This window comes from Bacillus sp. FJAT-45037, assembly GCF_002797325.1.
In the GTDB taxonomy this organism is placed as follows: Bacteria; Bacillota; Bacilli; order Bacillales; family Bacillaceae_D; genus Alkalihalophilus.
On sequence record NZ_KZ454938.1, the window covers coordinates 1,361,054 to 1,374,334 of the forward strand.

The 13,281-nt window shown below is 39.9% G+C and carries 13 protein-coding genes; 4 read left to right on the plus strand and 9 right to left on the minus strand.

Annotated elements, in window-relative coordinates:
* Window positions 1-97: 97 nt before the first annotated feature.
* The 5 genes from CDZ88_RS06920 to CDZ88_RS06940 all read right to left on the minus strand — a co-directional run bounded on the left by CDZ88_RS06920 (window position 98) and on the right by CDZ88_RS06940 (window position 5,101).
* Window positions 98-865: a 3-hydroxyacyl-CoA dehydrogenase gene (locus CDZ88_RS06920; RefSeq protein ID WP_100372846.1), complete on the minus strand. Its 768-nt coding sequence runs from the start codon at window positions 863-865 to the stop codon at window positions 98-100.
* An 18-nt stretch (window positions 866-883) separates the two neighbouring features.
* Window positions 884-2,035 (minus strand): thiolase family protein, encoded by a 1,152-nt coding sequence (locus CDZ88_RS06925; RefSeq protein WP_100372847.1) that lies wholly within the window; start codon window positions 2,033-2,035, stop codon window positions 884-886.
* 6 nt (window positions 2,036-2,041) lie between these two features.
* Entirely contained in the window at window positions 2,042-3,091 is a 1,050-nt protein-coding gene (locus CDZ88_RS06930; protein ID WP_100372848.1) for a CaiB/BaiF CoA transferase family protein, read from the minus strand.
* Entirely contained in the window at window positions 3,088-4,230 is a 1,143-nt protein-coding gene (locus tag CDZ88_RS06935) for an acyl-CoA dehydrogenase family protein (RefSeq protein WP_100372849.1), read from the minus strand. The genes CDZ88_RS06930 and CDZ88_RS06935 overlap by 4 nt, the downstream gene beginning before the upstream one ends.
* Window positions 4,231-4,417: 187 nt before the next feature.
* Entirely contained in the window at window positions 4,418-5,101 is a 684-nt protein-coding gene (locus tag CDZ88_RS06940) for a hypothetical protein (protein WP_157796495.1), read from the minus strand.
* A gap of 102 nt (window positions 5,102-5,203) precedes the next feature.
* Here CDZ88_RS06940 and safA point away from each other — a divergent pair, with 102 nt between their 5' ends.
* Window positions 5,204-5,830, plus strand: a complete 627-nt coding sequence (gene safA / locus CDZ88_RS06945; protein ID WP_100372851.1) for a SafA/ExsA family spore coat assembly protein — start codon at window positions 5,204-5,206, stop codon at window positions 5,828-5,830.
* A gap of 111 nt (window positions 5,831-5,941) precedes the next feature.
* Window positions 5,942-7,078: a glycosyltransferase family 2 protein gene (locus tag CDZ88_RS06950; protein WP_100372852.1), complete on the plus strand. Its 1,137-nt coding sequence runs from the start codon at window positions 5,942-5,944 to the stop codon at window positions 7,076-7,078.
* 41 nt (window positions 7,079-7,119) lie between these two features.
* On the opposite strand, the gene CDZ88_RS06955 is transcribed toward CDZ88_RS06950, so the two are convergent.
* From CDZ88_RS06955 to CDZ88_RS17990, 3 genes are all read right to left on the minus strand, one after another.
* The gene (locus tag CDZ88_RS06955; RefSeq protein ID WP_198507829.1) at window positions 7,120-8,646 is read right to left on the minus strand and encodes a class I adenylate-forming enzyme family protein; all 1,527 of its coding nucleotides are present in this window, start codon (window positions 8,644-8,646) and stop codon (window positions 7,120-7,122) included.
* 33 nt (window positions 8,647-8,679) lie between these two features.
* Window positions 8,680-10,050: a hypothetical protein gene (locus CDZ88_RS06960; protein ID WP_100372854.1), complete on the minus strand. Its 1,371-nt coding sequence runs from the start codon at window positions 10,048-10,050 to the stop codon at window positions 8,680-8,682.
* A gap of 188 nt (window positions 10,051-10,238) precedes the next feature.
* On the minus strand, window positions 10,239-10,391 hold the full coding sequence (locus tag CDZ88_RS17990; RefSeq protein ID WP_442857115.1) for a GNAT family N-acetyltransferase: 153 nt from the start codon (window positions 10,389-10,391) through the stop codon (window positions 10,239-10,241).
* A gap of 403 nt (window positions 10,392-10,794) precedes the next feature.
* Here CDZ88_RS17990 and CDZ88_RS06970 point away from each other — a divergent pair, with 403 nt between their 5' ends.
* Together CDZ88_RS06970 and CDZ88_RS06975 are read left to right on the plus strand one after the other, a co-directional pair.
* On the plus strand, window positions 10,795-11,109 hold the full coding sequence (locus CDZ88_RS06970) for a hypothetical protein (RefSeq protein WP_100372855.1): 315 nt from the start codon (window positions 10,795-10,797) through the stop codon (window positions 11,107-11,109).
* Between the two features lie 123 nt (window positions 11,110-11,232).
* Window positions 11,233-12,024: a hypothetical protein gene (locus CDZ88_RS06975; protein WP_100372856.1), complete on the plus strand. Its 792-nt coding sequence runs from the start codon at window positions 11,233-11,235 to the stop codon at window positions 12,022-12,024.
* 57 nt (window positions 12,025-12,081) lie between these two features.
* On the opposite strand, the gene CDZ88_RS06980 is transcribed toward CDZ88_RS06975, so the two are convergent.
* On the minus strand, window positions 12,082-13,233 hold the full coding sequence (locus tag CDZ88_RS06980; protein ID WP_100372857.1) for a GNAT family N-acetyltransferase: 1,152 nt from the start codon (window positions 13,231-13,233) through the stop codon (window positions 12,082-12,084).
* Window positions 13,234-13,281 lie beyond the last annotated feature (48 nt).

The window sequence follows — 13,281 nt, forward strand, 5'->3', positions numbered from 1 at the left end:
AGAATGATCCATTTGGAAATGTTTGTTTTAAACGTTGCCATCGTTTTCAATACAAAAGGTAGAGGCGAAAAGATCGCCTCTACCTTTGTGTACTCGTTTATTTCATTTGCATTCGTATTGCTCCATCTAAACGAATGACTTCTCCATTTAACATTGGATTTTTTATGATATGTTCAGTGAGTTGTGCGTATTCTTTTGGATTGCCAAGTCTTTTCGGAAACGGGGTCATGTTTCCAAGTGATTCTTTTGCCGCCGCTGGTAACGAGGCAAACATTGGGGTCTCGAATATACCTGGTGCAATCGTTATCACTCGAATCCCATGTGTAGCTAGTTCGCGAGCTAAGGGCAGAGTCATACTGACAATAGCACCTTTTGATGCTGCATAAGCAGCTTGCCCGATCTGACCGTCAAACGCTGCAACGGACGCGGTATTAATAATCACACCTCGTTCTCCATCTCGATTTTCTTCATTACCTTGCATCGCAACTGTTGCATGCTGAATCATCGAAAACGTACCATTTAAATTGACATTTAACACTTTTTTGAACGTATCAATGCCATGTATTCCACTTTTTCCAGTTATTTTTTTAGCGATCCCAATCCCGGCACAATTGACTAATCCATAAATGGAACCATATCGTTCAAGAGCAAAATCGACTGCTCTTTTCGCTTCCTCATCATCTGTTACATCTGTTTGTATGAACGACACTTGGCTACCTAGCTCCTCAACAAGTTCAAAGGCTTTCAGTTCATCCCGATCGACAATGACAATGTTTCCTTCATTCGCAGCGATCATACGCACCGTAGCTTCACCTAATCCTGATGCACCACCTGTAACGAGAAAGGTCTTGTTTTTCATTCTCATTGTTTGCCCCCCTCTCCTTTATTCAATTCGTTCAATAATGGTCGCGTTGGCCATACCAAATCCTTCACAAATTGCTTGAAGCCCATACCGTTGATTCGTTCGCTCTAGTTCATGTAGCATCGTGACCATGAGACGAGCGCCACTAGCACCGAGTGGATGACCGAGAGCAATTGCCCCTCCATTTGGATTCAGCTTGCTAAGATCTGCGCCAACTTCCTTCGCCCAGATTAAAGGGACTGGCGCGAACGCTTCATTCACTTCATAAACATCCATATCTTTCATCGTTAAGTTAGCTTTTTGAAGGACTTTTTCTGTTGCGGGAATCGGGCCCGTTAACATTAATGTCGGATCTGATCCAACAACAGATCTAGCAAGGATTCGGCAGCGTGGTTTAAGACCTAACTGCTCTGCTTTTTCACGCGACATCAATAAAATAGCCGCAGCTCCGTCACTCATTTGACTCGCATTCCCCGCAGTAATCGTTCCATCTTCTTTAAAGACCGTTTTTAATGATTGAAGAGCTTCTAATGTCGTATCTTCTCTTGGTCCTTCGTCTTTTGTGAGTGAGATGAGATGCCCATCTGGAGTTGTGTATTCAATCGGCATTACTTCTCGGTCAAAACGTCCTTCTTTCCAAGCTTGGATCGCTTTTCTGTGACTTGATAAAGCAAATTGATCAAGTTCCGATTTCGATAACTCCCATTTTTCGACCATTCGTTCAGCAGACACTCCTTGATGTAGCATCTCGTATTGATCACTAAGCTTTTCACTATAGGAGACCCCTTGCATATTTGAAAACATCGGCACTCGTGTCATATGCTCGACGCCAGCGGCAACAACGACCTCCATATCTCCACTCGCAATCGCTTGTGCAGCAAAATGTACAGCTTGTTGGCTTGAACCACATTGACGATCAATGGTCACACCAGGTACTTCAATCGGATACCCTGCGATTAATGCAGCAGCTCGCCCCACATCAGCCGCTTGTTCGCCTACTTGTGAGACACAGCCAACAATCACATCCTCTATTTCTCGTGCATCAATCTTAGTCCGATTGATGATTTCTTTTAAAGGTAGAGCTAGAAGTTCATCTGCTCGAACCTCTGAAAATGCTCCTTTTCTTTTAGCTAGTGGTGTACGAACGGCTTCTACAATAACAACGTCTCTCATGATCAATCATTCCTTTCTCGTTAACATTTTTTTGGTTGCGATCGGTTTAACCCTACTAAGTTCTTCGTCGATAAGACCTCGTTCCTTTATGAGGGGAGAAGTGATGGCTTCATCTGTTGTGAGTACAGGACTGAGACAACAATCCACCTCAGTCGAAAATTGGTTCCACTCCTCGTAGGTTCTGCTTTTAAATAGATCAATAATTTCTTTCGATACGCTGCTTTCCTCGTCATGCCGAGATGACCGCTCGGAAACCCACTCATGTTTATTCACAGCAAGACAAAAATTACTCCAAAAATGAGGCTCTAATGCTCCGAGTGCAACATAACGACCATCTTTTGTTTCATAGATTGAATAATTAACATACTGACCGTTCAGTTCATCCACTCCGCACGGACGATTCGTTTCCTGATAAATCAGGTCATGGCTACCAAGCATCGCAAAGAGAGCATCGGTTAATGATACATCTAAATGAACCCCTTCACCTGTTTGATGACGCGAAAGAAGAGCTGCGAGAATTTGTTCGCTCGCATGCATTCCTCCAAGATAATCTGCATATTGAATCTTTGCATGAATCGGTCTACCACTATCGTCAGTCATCAAAGAGAGAAAGCCCGCATCAGCCATATAATTAAGATCATGACTCCCGAATCCCTGTTTAAAATGAGTAGCTTGACCGTAGCCTGAGATTGAACAATAAATTAATGAAGGATGAAGATTCTTGAGGGTTTGATAATCTAAACCTAATTTCTTCATCACCCCTGGTCGAAATGATTCAATGACCACATCGGCACGAAGGATTCGATCGAGTACATCTTGACGGTCCACGCCTTCCTTTAAGTTTCTGTTGATGGATTGTTTGTTCCAATTGGTTGCAGCATAAATGACACCTTCCCCTTCATACATCGTCGATAATGACTTTGCTGGATCACCATTTGGTGGTTCCACCTTCGTTACAGTTGCGCCCATATCAGCGAGACGCAGAGTTGCATAAGGGCCCGGCAAGTAATTGGTGAAATCAATCACTGAAATGGAAGACAATAACTGTTTCTTCATGATAATCCCATCTTTTTTGCAATAATCGATTTCATTATTTCATTTGTGCCTGCATAGATCGCAGATACCGGAATATCTCTTGATCTACGAGAAATTTCATATTCTTCCATGTACCCATAGCCCCCATGTAATTGCACACAAGTGCTTACAACTTCTTTCGCGAGATCGGTCAGCCACCATTTAGCCATCGAGACTTCCTTCACAACGTCCTCCCCGTTCATATGGCGAGTGACAAGCGAGTGTAAGAAGGTCTCTCCGATTTCTACTTTTGTTTCCATCTCTACTAGTGAAAATTGATTATGTTGAAAGCTTCCAATGGGTTGGCCAAATGCTTTTCTCCCTTTGACATAATCAAGCGTTAAATCAAGGGTTCTTCTAGCAGATGTCGCAGCAGCAATCGCAACGATCAGTCTCTCTTGTTGTAATTGTTCCATCAAATAATAGAAGCCACGCCCTTCTTCTCCTAATAGATTCGAAGCTGGAACTTGCACATCTTCAAACGTAAGCTCCAGTGTGTCTTGTGAGCGAAGTCCAACCTTATCTAGTTTCTTCCCTTTGATAAATCCAAGGGTGTCAGCCTCAACAACTAATAAGCTAATCCCTTTATGGGCTGGGGTTGCATGTGGATTTGTTTTGCACACAACGACAAACAAGTCACCGTGCAGCCCATTTGAGATAAATGTTTTTGAACCATTAAGGACATAAGAATCACCTTTTTTGATAGCAGTTGTTCTAATCGCTGCAAGATCCGATCCTGTTCCTGGTTCAGTCATCGCAATCGCTGACACGAATTCACCTGTCGTACACTTCGGTAGCCAACGCTCTTTTTGTTCCCTCGTTCCGTAATGGTACATATAAGGTACAACGACATCATTATGTAACGGGATGCCCACAAGGCTAGAACCAATTCGTTCTAACTCTTCAATTAAAACAAAAGAATATCCAAAGTCAGCCGCTCCGCCTCCATATTCAACAGGTAACCATGGGCAAAGTAACCCTTCACTACCAAGCTTGTACCATACCTCACGCGGGATAAGTTCTTCTTTTTCCCACTTTTCATAATGAGGCTTAATTTCTTTTTCTAAAAAACCTCGAATGGCTCGTCTGAAAATATGGTGTTCTTCACTTAAAAAATCCAATTTATCTCCCCCCCTTATAGAAGCGCTTACAATGTATGATATGCGAGCGATCTTCCAACTTGCCTATCACTTCTTCTAAAATTCAGACTATTAATAATACTTCTTTGTTTGGAGAAGAGATTCCTGCTTATAAACCAAATTCCAACAAAAAACTCCTTGATCATGATCAAGGAGATCTGTCGTTATGTTAGGGATGGTGAATGTCACGGACTATCGCTGTTAACCTCCAGTTATCATCCGCTCGTTTGTAAACTAGACGGACCGCTTGCCAATCCATTTCAATTTCTGTTGGCTCTGCGTAATACTCCACATAGATTGCTTCTGGAAAGTTATCATGAATCGTATTAAGAATTCCACCGCTTTGAACAACCGACTCATTATATGTCACCTGATGGTATACAATGGGACGATTCCCATGATGTTTAAATAAATAATTCTGTACATACTCGTTCGGGGACATCTTAAATTCTTGATCACCGTTATCATAACCCCATATATAATCCACCCCATCACCTAAGTGCTTTACCTGTTCTTTTGTAAAGTGTAATTCATTACGTTCATCACTTCCTAATGCGGCAAAAAATGAAAAAGTTAAGCCGAACTTTTCGTGTGTATGCTGAGCAATCAACTTCCAATCAAATGTTTCTAATGCTCGCAACAAAGTATCTGACTTCCCTAGTAGTTGGTCCTCTGTAGAAATGATTTCTTCTTTTTCATCTTCAATCTCTTCCTTCTCTTGTTCTAGTAACTGTTCTTCTTGGTCAGTGACACTCGGTTGTTCCGGTTCCAAATTAACCTCAGGATCATTCGCTGTTTGACATACTGATAGGATGAGCCCTAAGCAAATACATAGTGCGATTAATTTTTCCACATGTGTTCCTCCTTTCGTAATAAAAGTCATATCCCTACTAACCTCCTAAGCAACCATTTATTACCGCTATATATAAAAATGCTTTCATATTAATATAGATTTATGAGACATTTCAAACGATTTACCTCACTTATATTGTTGTCAGTTGCTCTAGTCTTTGGTTTTGGCGGTACAGGTGTTGAGGCCTCTACTTCTCATACCGTAGCGTCTGGAGATACGATGTGGAAGGTTGCTCTTCGCTACCAAGTTGGCGTAAGCGAAATTATTAATGCAAACCCACAAGTGTCTAATCCGAACATGATCTATCCAGGTCAACGCTTGAATATCCCAAGCGCAAGTAGTTACCTATCAATGGAAGAAGAAGTAGTTAGCTTGGTAAATACAGAACGTGCAAAACATGGCTTGCAACCCCTTCAAAGTAACTGGGAGCTCTCTCGTGTTGCTCGTTACAAGTCAGAGGATATGCGTGACAAAAACTACTTCAGTCACACATCACCAACATATGGTAGTCCTCATCAAATGATTCGTAACTTCGGTATCTCATACCGTGCATCAGGAGAAAACATCGCAGCAGGTCAAACATCTGCACAAGCTGTATTCAATGCATGGATGAACAGCAAAGGTCACCGCGAAAACATCTTATCATCAAACTACACACAAATTGGTGTAGGATATGCTAAAGGTGGTTCATACGGACACTACTGGACGCAAATGTTTATCGGTCGCTAAAACGAGGGAATATCCCTCGTTTTTTTATTTTGTTCATTTCCAACCTTCATTCTTATTTCCCTTATAAATCAAAAGAAGCTATGATAACTGTAGAAAGGTCGTGAAAGTTCTATGCTCACTTCATTACTTCTACTTATTTGTCTTTTTTGGCTTGTTATTTACATAGATGCCTTAATCGGAATGAAAAAAATAGAGCGGCTTGAATCTGTAAAACAGAAACCGAGTGAAACACCACTCCTATCGGTTATTGTTGCTGCTAGAGATGAAGAAGCATCGATTGAAAAAAGTTTACGTTCTCAACTGAAGCAAACGTACAAGCAAATAGAATGGATTGTAGTTAATGATCGGTCGAACGATGCCACGGGAGAAATCATCGACCTTATCAGTAAGGAAGATCCGCGATTTCATACACTACATATTACATCACTCGATAAAGGGTGGCTTGGCAAAAATCACGCCTTGTATAGAGGTTACCTGAAAGCAAAAGGGGAGTATCTCCTATTTACTGATGCAGATATTCTCTACCATCCAAAAACCATTGAAAAAGCAATTTCCTATGTTCAAGAAAATCAACTAGACCACCTCACGCTTGCTCCTAATATGAGTGTGAAACGTTTTTGGCCAAAAGCATTTGTAACCTTTTTCTTATTTGGTTTTTCATTCTTCAAACGTCCGTGGAAGGCCAATGATGATAAGAGCAAAACAGCAATTGGGATTGGCGCGTTCAATCTTGTGAAAAGAACAGCCTACGAAAAAATTGGCACTCATAGAGCGATTAAAGAACGTCCAGATGATGATTTAATGCTTGGGATACGCATAAAAGGACATGGCTATAAGCAGCGAATGCTCACTGCTTTATCTTTCATAGAAGTTGAATGGTATGCCACGTTAAAGGATGCATTTATCGGATTAGAAAAAAACACTTTTGCTGGACTGCATTACCGGTACTCGATGGTGTGGATTGCCGTAACAGGGGTCTTCACGACACATGTAATTCCATTTATTACATTGTTTTTTGCTCATCCTTTAAACCAAACACTTTCTTTGGTCGCTATAGGATTAATTGGATTGCTTTATATCCAAACCGTTAACCGAATGACTAAGGGGGCACTAAAGTCCTTGCCTGTCTTTCCAATAACTGCGCTTCTCTTTCTATATTGTATTGCTCGTGCGGCGTTCTTAACGGCAAAACGTGGAGGAATCATGTGGCGAGGTACATTTTATTCAATGAAAGATTTACGCAAATAAAATCCGCACAATGATCCATTCACTTGTGCGGATTCTTCTATCTATCTTACTTTCTCACTCCAACCTCTGAGCGTTGTTTTTAAAACTTTCCCACTTGCATTTCTAGGTAATTCTTCAACAAAGTCTACTTTACTCGGACATTTATATTTTGCAATCCTTGATCGGCAATAGGAGATAATCTCATCTTCTGTGATGGTAGCTTGCTGTTTTACCACAACATATGCTTTAACAGCTTCTCCTAAAACAGGATCAGGTACACCTATGACGGCAGACTCGACTAATTCACTGATCTCATAGAGGATTTCCTCGACTTCAACAGGATAAACATTTTCTCCGCCACGGATGATCATATCTTTCTTGCGATCGACAATATATAAAAATCCTTCTGCATCTAATCTTCCTAGATCTCCACTATATAGCCAGCCATTTTTTAAACTAGCGTTAGTTGCCTCTCGATTCTTTAAATACCCTTTCATCACTTGAGGCCCCATAACAATAATCTCGCCAACTTCTCCAATCGGCACTTCATCCCCTTCGCTATCAACTACCCGAACATCGGTATATGGAAGGGCTTTTCCGACAGAACCGATCTTCGTTAGGGCGTCACTATCTAGTAATGTCGTTGCAGCCGGTGCATTTTCAGTTTGCCCGTATAAGTTTTGTACCCGAACCCCACTAAAGGATTCCTTCACCTTCTTCACTAATTCATAAGGCATCGGAGCCGCTCCATACGTTAACAAACGCATGGATGGAAATTGATGTTCTTTTAACGTCGGTTCATTTAGCAGTAAGTTGTACATCGCGGGTACACCAAAGAAAATACTCACATTTTGTTCTTCCATCGTTTGAAGAGCTTGTTTTGTTGAGAAAGCACTTTCTATAATGACAGTGCCGCCTGCATAAATCGTTGGAATCGTAAATACATGACTAGCTGCACAATGAAATAAGGGAGCGACAATTTGCATCCGATCTGTTGCTTGAAGATTCATCGACTCTTTCCAAATGATAGCGGTTGCTCGAATATTCTCATTTGATAACATGACACCTTTTGGTTTTCCTGTAGTACCCGAAGTATAAAAGACCACAGCCGTATCCTCAGCTTCTCGAACAACTTGTTGCAACGCTTTAGAGCTAGAACCGTTTACCATTAGATCTTCAATACGTGAATCTCCTTCTTCGTATCCTATCGTCCATTTGTTTGTTATAGAGTGATTTTCTTGAATGATGTCCTTAGCCACAGCTTCAAAAGAGCAATCAAAGATGAACCCCTTTGCTTCTGAATGATTGATAATGTAGCTAATTTCATAGCTTGATAACTTATGATTAATAGGGAGCACTGTCACCCCTGCTAGCTGGCATGCATAATAGCAAATAACAAACATATCAGAGTTCGGTATTAAAAGCGCGATAATATCTTCTTTTTCATAACCACAGTCTTTAAAATGACCTGCGAGCTGTTCCACATACTGATAAAACTCTTGATAGGTTGTCTCTTTTTCTTGAAATACCGTGATGAGTTGATCGGGTGTCTCTTGAGCCTGTTTTTTTAACTGATCAATAATAAACACATAGATTCCCCTTTCACTTTCTAAATCGGTTGATTAAACATCTGCACTTTCAGTCTTATCCGTATTAACATCTGCACTTTCAGTCTTATTCGTATTTCTACCAATCAAGATCAAGAATAAGATTAAACCTGCTCCAAGTCCCCAAATCGGCCCTTGTAAAGCGGTTAACATTCCGATAGCTAGAACCATCCCTCTAGATGTATTGTCGGTGACCATAGACATGCTGACAAACGCACAAGCAAATCCTGTTAAAAGTAATGTCAATGAAAGAGCGACAGGTAACAGTGGGATCATAATACCGATCATAGGCATTAAGAATGCCAAAGGAATTGAAAGCCAATACCAGTTAACCGTTCCTGTAAAAATCGAATCTAAAGCTGTTTTACTTGATTTGTATCGTTCAATGACGTACACCTGAATCCCAGTCCACATCGGTCCATGTAGAGGAATTAATGCTCCACCTGTAAATAATTGACCAATGTTTCGGAAGAATAGTGCATAATGCGTTCTGGAATGATTAATATCGATCTTTTCATCCGGTCTCGCTTTATCCGCGCCTTTAATTAATGTATCTGCAACGAGTAGATCGCCAAAAACAAGTAAATAAATCATGATTGATATTGGGATCGCAGCAACGAATACTGACCACGGAGGTAATCCTACTCCCCAAGGGGACACAGTTGCCATTAATTCACCATATTGAGGAATAAAGATTCCCCATTCAATTGAAAACGAAAGTTCACCCGTCAAACTTCCCACAATTGCAGCAACAACAAACCCAGCTAAGATCGCATTTGACGTTAAAATGACTTTAAGTTTCGTTGTCGGTAACTTACTGTAAGGAATGGAGAACATAATGGTTAGGACGACAATCCATGCAGATAGTAGTGTAAAAGGCAGTGTCTGCACACGATCCAATTCGGATTGAAAGGCTGCAATAGCCGCCCCCATGATTATCCCTGCCTTTAGTGGTATCGGTATAATTCGATTAAATTTGGCTCCAAGACCTGTGAGACCAAAGAATAAAAACAAAGTCGAAACAATTAAGGTAACCGCGATCATCGCTTGGACCGCTTCAGTCCCTGGAGTGAACTGTCCTAGAAAGACTAACGTTAGTGGAAGCGCTGGTGTAATCCAACCTGCAGCAAGGGCATCTCCAAAAAGAAATGAATGCGTCCATACCCAAAATAATTGAATCGCTACAATAGACCAGGCGACTTCAAACGAAACATCAAAAAATTGCATCATTAATGGAGCTAGAGCTCCCCCAGTTGCTAATGACAATAACCCACCTTGAATAACTTCTGGCCAAGTAATCCCTACGTGAACACCTGGTAAGCGCATTGTGAATGGTCCCCACTTTAATCCAGGCTGAATTCCTCCGTAAGCTCTTTTCTTTCTCATGATCTTCCCCCTTTTTTTAGAAAGCGTTATCAAAATCACTTGTACTACTTGTCAAAAATATATACGTAAACATACTGAGTATTCAGTATGTTTACGAGGCATATAAATCCTCCAATTAATATTGAAGGATTTATATGATTACAGCTTATATTGATAAAACTTTTTTGGACATGCACAACAGGGAATAGCTAAGGTAACTCCTTATTCTCTACTTCTTCAAATCCATACTTTTCGTAAAAACGATGGTCAGCTTTGAATTGGAGCGTAGTCCCTAAATAGATCATTTTAAATTGATTATTTCTTGCCGAATTCATCGAATATTCTAATAATTTATGACCGATTTTATATTCTCCGCCTCAAAATTCTTTTTGTACAAAAACCTTTCGAAGGGCAAGCTCATCCGTATGAAATTATATGAAACTCATTGTACCGAAAACTTCTCCATTATGTAAAGCGACCCAAAAGTTCCCTCCTGATTGTTGATAGAAAGATTCTATATCTCGTAGATCAAGTTGTTAATCAAGAGTGATGGCTACATTTTATTCTACTTGTTGAATATTGTCAACGACAAAATTTAATGGCAACTTAATCGGAAATGAAATTGTCGTTTCCTAAAAATGTTCTCCTTCGAGTCTCTAAATTTCGGTTATCTAAAAACTGTATCACCTATTATTGCAATCTCGTATAAATTTCGCAACAAATTCGTTATACTAGAAAAGAAGTAAAAAAGTTAGGAGTTTTCAAATGAATAAAAAAGAGCTAGAAGAAAAAATCATTGGACAATTTAAGCAAGAAGAACAAATGATGATTCTTGTTTTTGCCCAGTGGTGCATCAATCATGACCTTGAACCTGTTGAACTGTACAAACGTGCCTACCCGACGCAAGTAGACAACCCCTCTCTTAAACAAGCATTAGACCTAACTGTTTCAAAAGAAGAGGCTGGCGAGATTGAGGATGCAACGTTACTTGGTATTCTTTCCCTCTTTGGCAACGAAGACCTTGCTTTCGTTGTAACAGAAGAAATGGAGCTAATAAAAAATCGTAAAAGTGAATCGTGAGTTGAACTTCTTACGATTTTCTTTTTTCTTTATACATCCGCATTCCGCCTAAAATGAATACATATATTTAAATACCTACTTAAGAAACGAGCTGATCTCATGAGGTTTAAGAGACTTATAACCATGTTACTCATTGCTCTGTCCCTGTTATGTATCATCGTTCTTTCTCAACTTTTTTATCTAAATCATATGAAACAAGAGCTCGAGAATATCCGTTCTGAATATCAATCACTTGATTCCTCTTTATCTCAGGTCCGAGCCGAATTAATTGATCTAATAGAAGAACGTCAATGGATTCAAAACATTGATTACGACACTGAATACCCCGATTCGTTAAGCGAGCCATTCTTAGTAAAAACATGGTGGAACTTTAACGACATTGAAATCGATTCAATCGTTCATATGAAAATAAGAGAAATCGGGACTACGGAATGGGAAATATATGAAGCTATTTTTTTGGAAGGTGGTCGTTACGAAGCTGTCGTTGAAGTTATTCCAACAAAACAATATGAGTATCAAATCATAGCTGAAGGTACGACAAGAAAAAGCTCAGAAATTTATCACTTGCCCGACGAACTATATACTCACCAATTATTATTTATGGAAAGTAGTTCTTATAGCCATACCACAAATGATACGCTTAATTATTTTGAAGCTACCTTTAGTCAACCAAGCCATCAGCCTGAGTTTCTCGAAGTAAGAGAAGCAAAAGCATTCATAACGTATGAAGATGGAGAAAGTGAAGAAGTTATATTAACCAAACAGAGGCACACCAATTACAACCAATGGACGTTACAGATTGACAGGAAAGGTATAACTGAAATTGAACTTGAAGTTATGTATAGAAGTGGCCACAGGGAGCAAAGAACGATTCACCCTTATGATGAGTATAGTGGGGAGTTGCACGGATACTAAAATGAAAAAGCGAAATAACTCCCCTAGTCCTTGATTTGGGAGAGTTATTTCGCTTTTTTAAAAGAAATCATAGAAAAATGGAGTTGATTGCGGGATAAGATTCTCTAGAACCAATAGTTGCTCTTCACATACCTCTAACAGCCCTGCCTCATAAAGTTCCTGTGGTCGCTTATAACCAAAGCATAAAGCGGCTAGGTTTTGAACGGAGATACGAATACTTTCTGCACTCTCTCTTTGTGCTTTTTCAATCGTTTGATTTTGATGGATAATGAATGTATGATTATTCCACTCAGCAAACGTATCTTCCACTTTCACCATCACTTTCTTACCCACATCTTGAAAGCTATACTCCAAAAGAAATTTCTCCACATCAACAATTCTCACCATAAAGTAAGGTTTCCACTTGGCATCGACTCGTGGTTCAACGATCGAATGTAACAACGGTTCACGTTCATGTATGTCCAAGTCTACTTCATCAACCATAGAATCATGCTGACAAATAAAGTTCCAAAGCCCTACTCTAGATTCTGCATCTATTGCAATAAATTCTTCGATATCCATTTTATTGTCTTTAATATTGTATAAGATAAAGCCCTTAGCTTCACCTGACTCCGAATAATAGACTGCTACTTTCATATCTTTTACGACCGTTTTCCACCAGTCTTCCGTACGAACAAGCATTCCGGAAAAGTTTTTTGCATATTCATCATATACTTTGGTCAAGTCAGGGTGAGCTCCCTCTCCTTTCCATCGTTTGATCGAACCACTTTGCTCTGACTTCATTGCTAAGTTCGTTTTTTTAATCGACACTTTCATCCGATTACAAAATAATTCCCAACCGTACTTCCGGTAAAATGGGACAGAAAACGGATGCAGCATAGAGATTGACATCCCTTGCTCTTTCATCTGATTCAATGAATATAGAATTAATTCCTTTACATAGCCAGACCTTCGATATTCTGGATACGTGGCAACACCCGCGAGCCCACCCATTTTCCAGTGACGTTTTTGCATATAGACATTGAGCGGTAATAGATGTAGCTTTGCTGCTACTCTCCCATCTTCTTCAATCCCATAAACTTGGTGATGCTGTTTCATTCGATCTATTAGTTCTGGAATACGCTCTTCACTCACATCATATTGAAACGCATATTCAGATAAACGTAATGCTTCGATATGTTGTGTGTCATTTAATCTTTTCACTCTCATGATTGTTCCTCCCATTTATGTAAATACATCTTCATTCAACATACATTC

Coding starts and splice junctions, on each gene's coding strand:
- CDZ88_RS06925 (WP_100372847.1), bottom strand. CDS start 2,035: ATGAGAGACGTTGTTATTGTAGAAGCCGTTCGTACACCACTAGCTAAA.
- CDZ88_RS06975 (WP_100372856.1), top strand. CDS start 11,233: ATGTTACTCATTGCTCTGTCCCTGTTATGTATCATCGTTCTTTCTCAA.
- CDZ88_RS06960 (WP_100372854.1), bottom strand. CDS start 10,050: ATGAGAAAGAAAAGAGCTTACGGAGGAATTCAGCCTGGATTAAAGTGG.
- CDZ88_RS06930 (WP_100372848.1), bottom strand. CDS start 3,091: ATGAAGAAACAGTTATTGTCTTCCATTTCAGTGATTGATTTCACCAAT.
- safA (WP_100372851.1), top strand. CDS start 5,204: ATGAGACATTTCAAACGATTTACCTCACTTATATTGTTGTCAGTTGCT.
- CDZ88_RS06920 (WP_100372846.1), bottom strand. CDS start 865: ATGAGAATGAAAAACAAGACCTTTCTCGTTACAGGTGGTGCATCAGGA.
- CDZ88_RS06980 (WP_100372857.1), bottom strand. CDS start 13,233: ATGAGAGTGAAAAGATTAAATGACACACAACATATCGAAGCATTACGT.
- CDZ88_RS06970 (WP_100372855.1), top strand. CDS start 10,795: ATGAATAAAAAAGAGCTAGAAGAAAAAATCATTGGACAATTTAAGCAA.
- CDZ88_RS06950 (WP_100372852.1), top strand. CDS start 5,942: ATGCTCACTTCATTACTTCTACTTATTTGTCTTTTTTGGCTTGTTATT.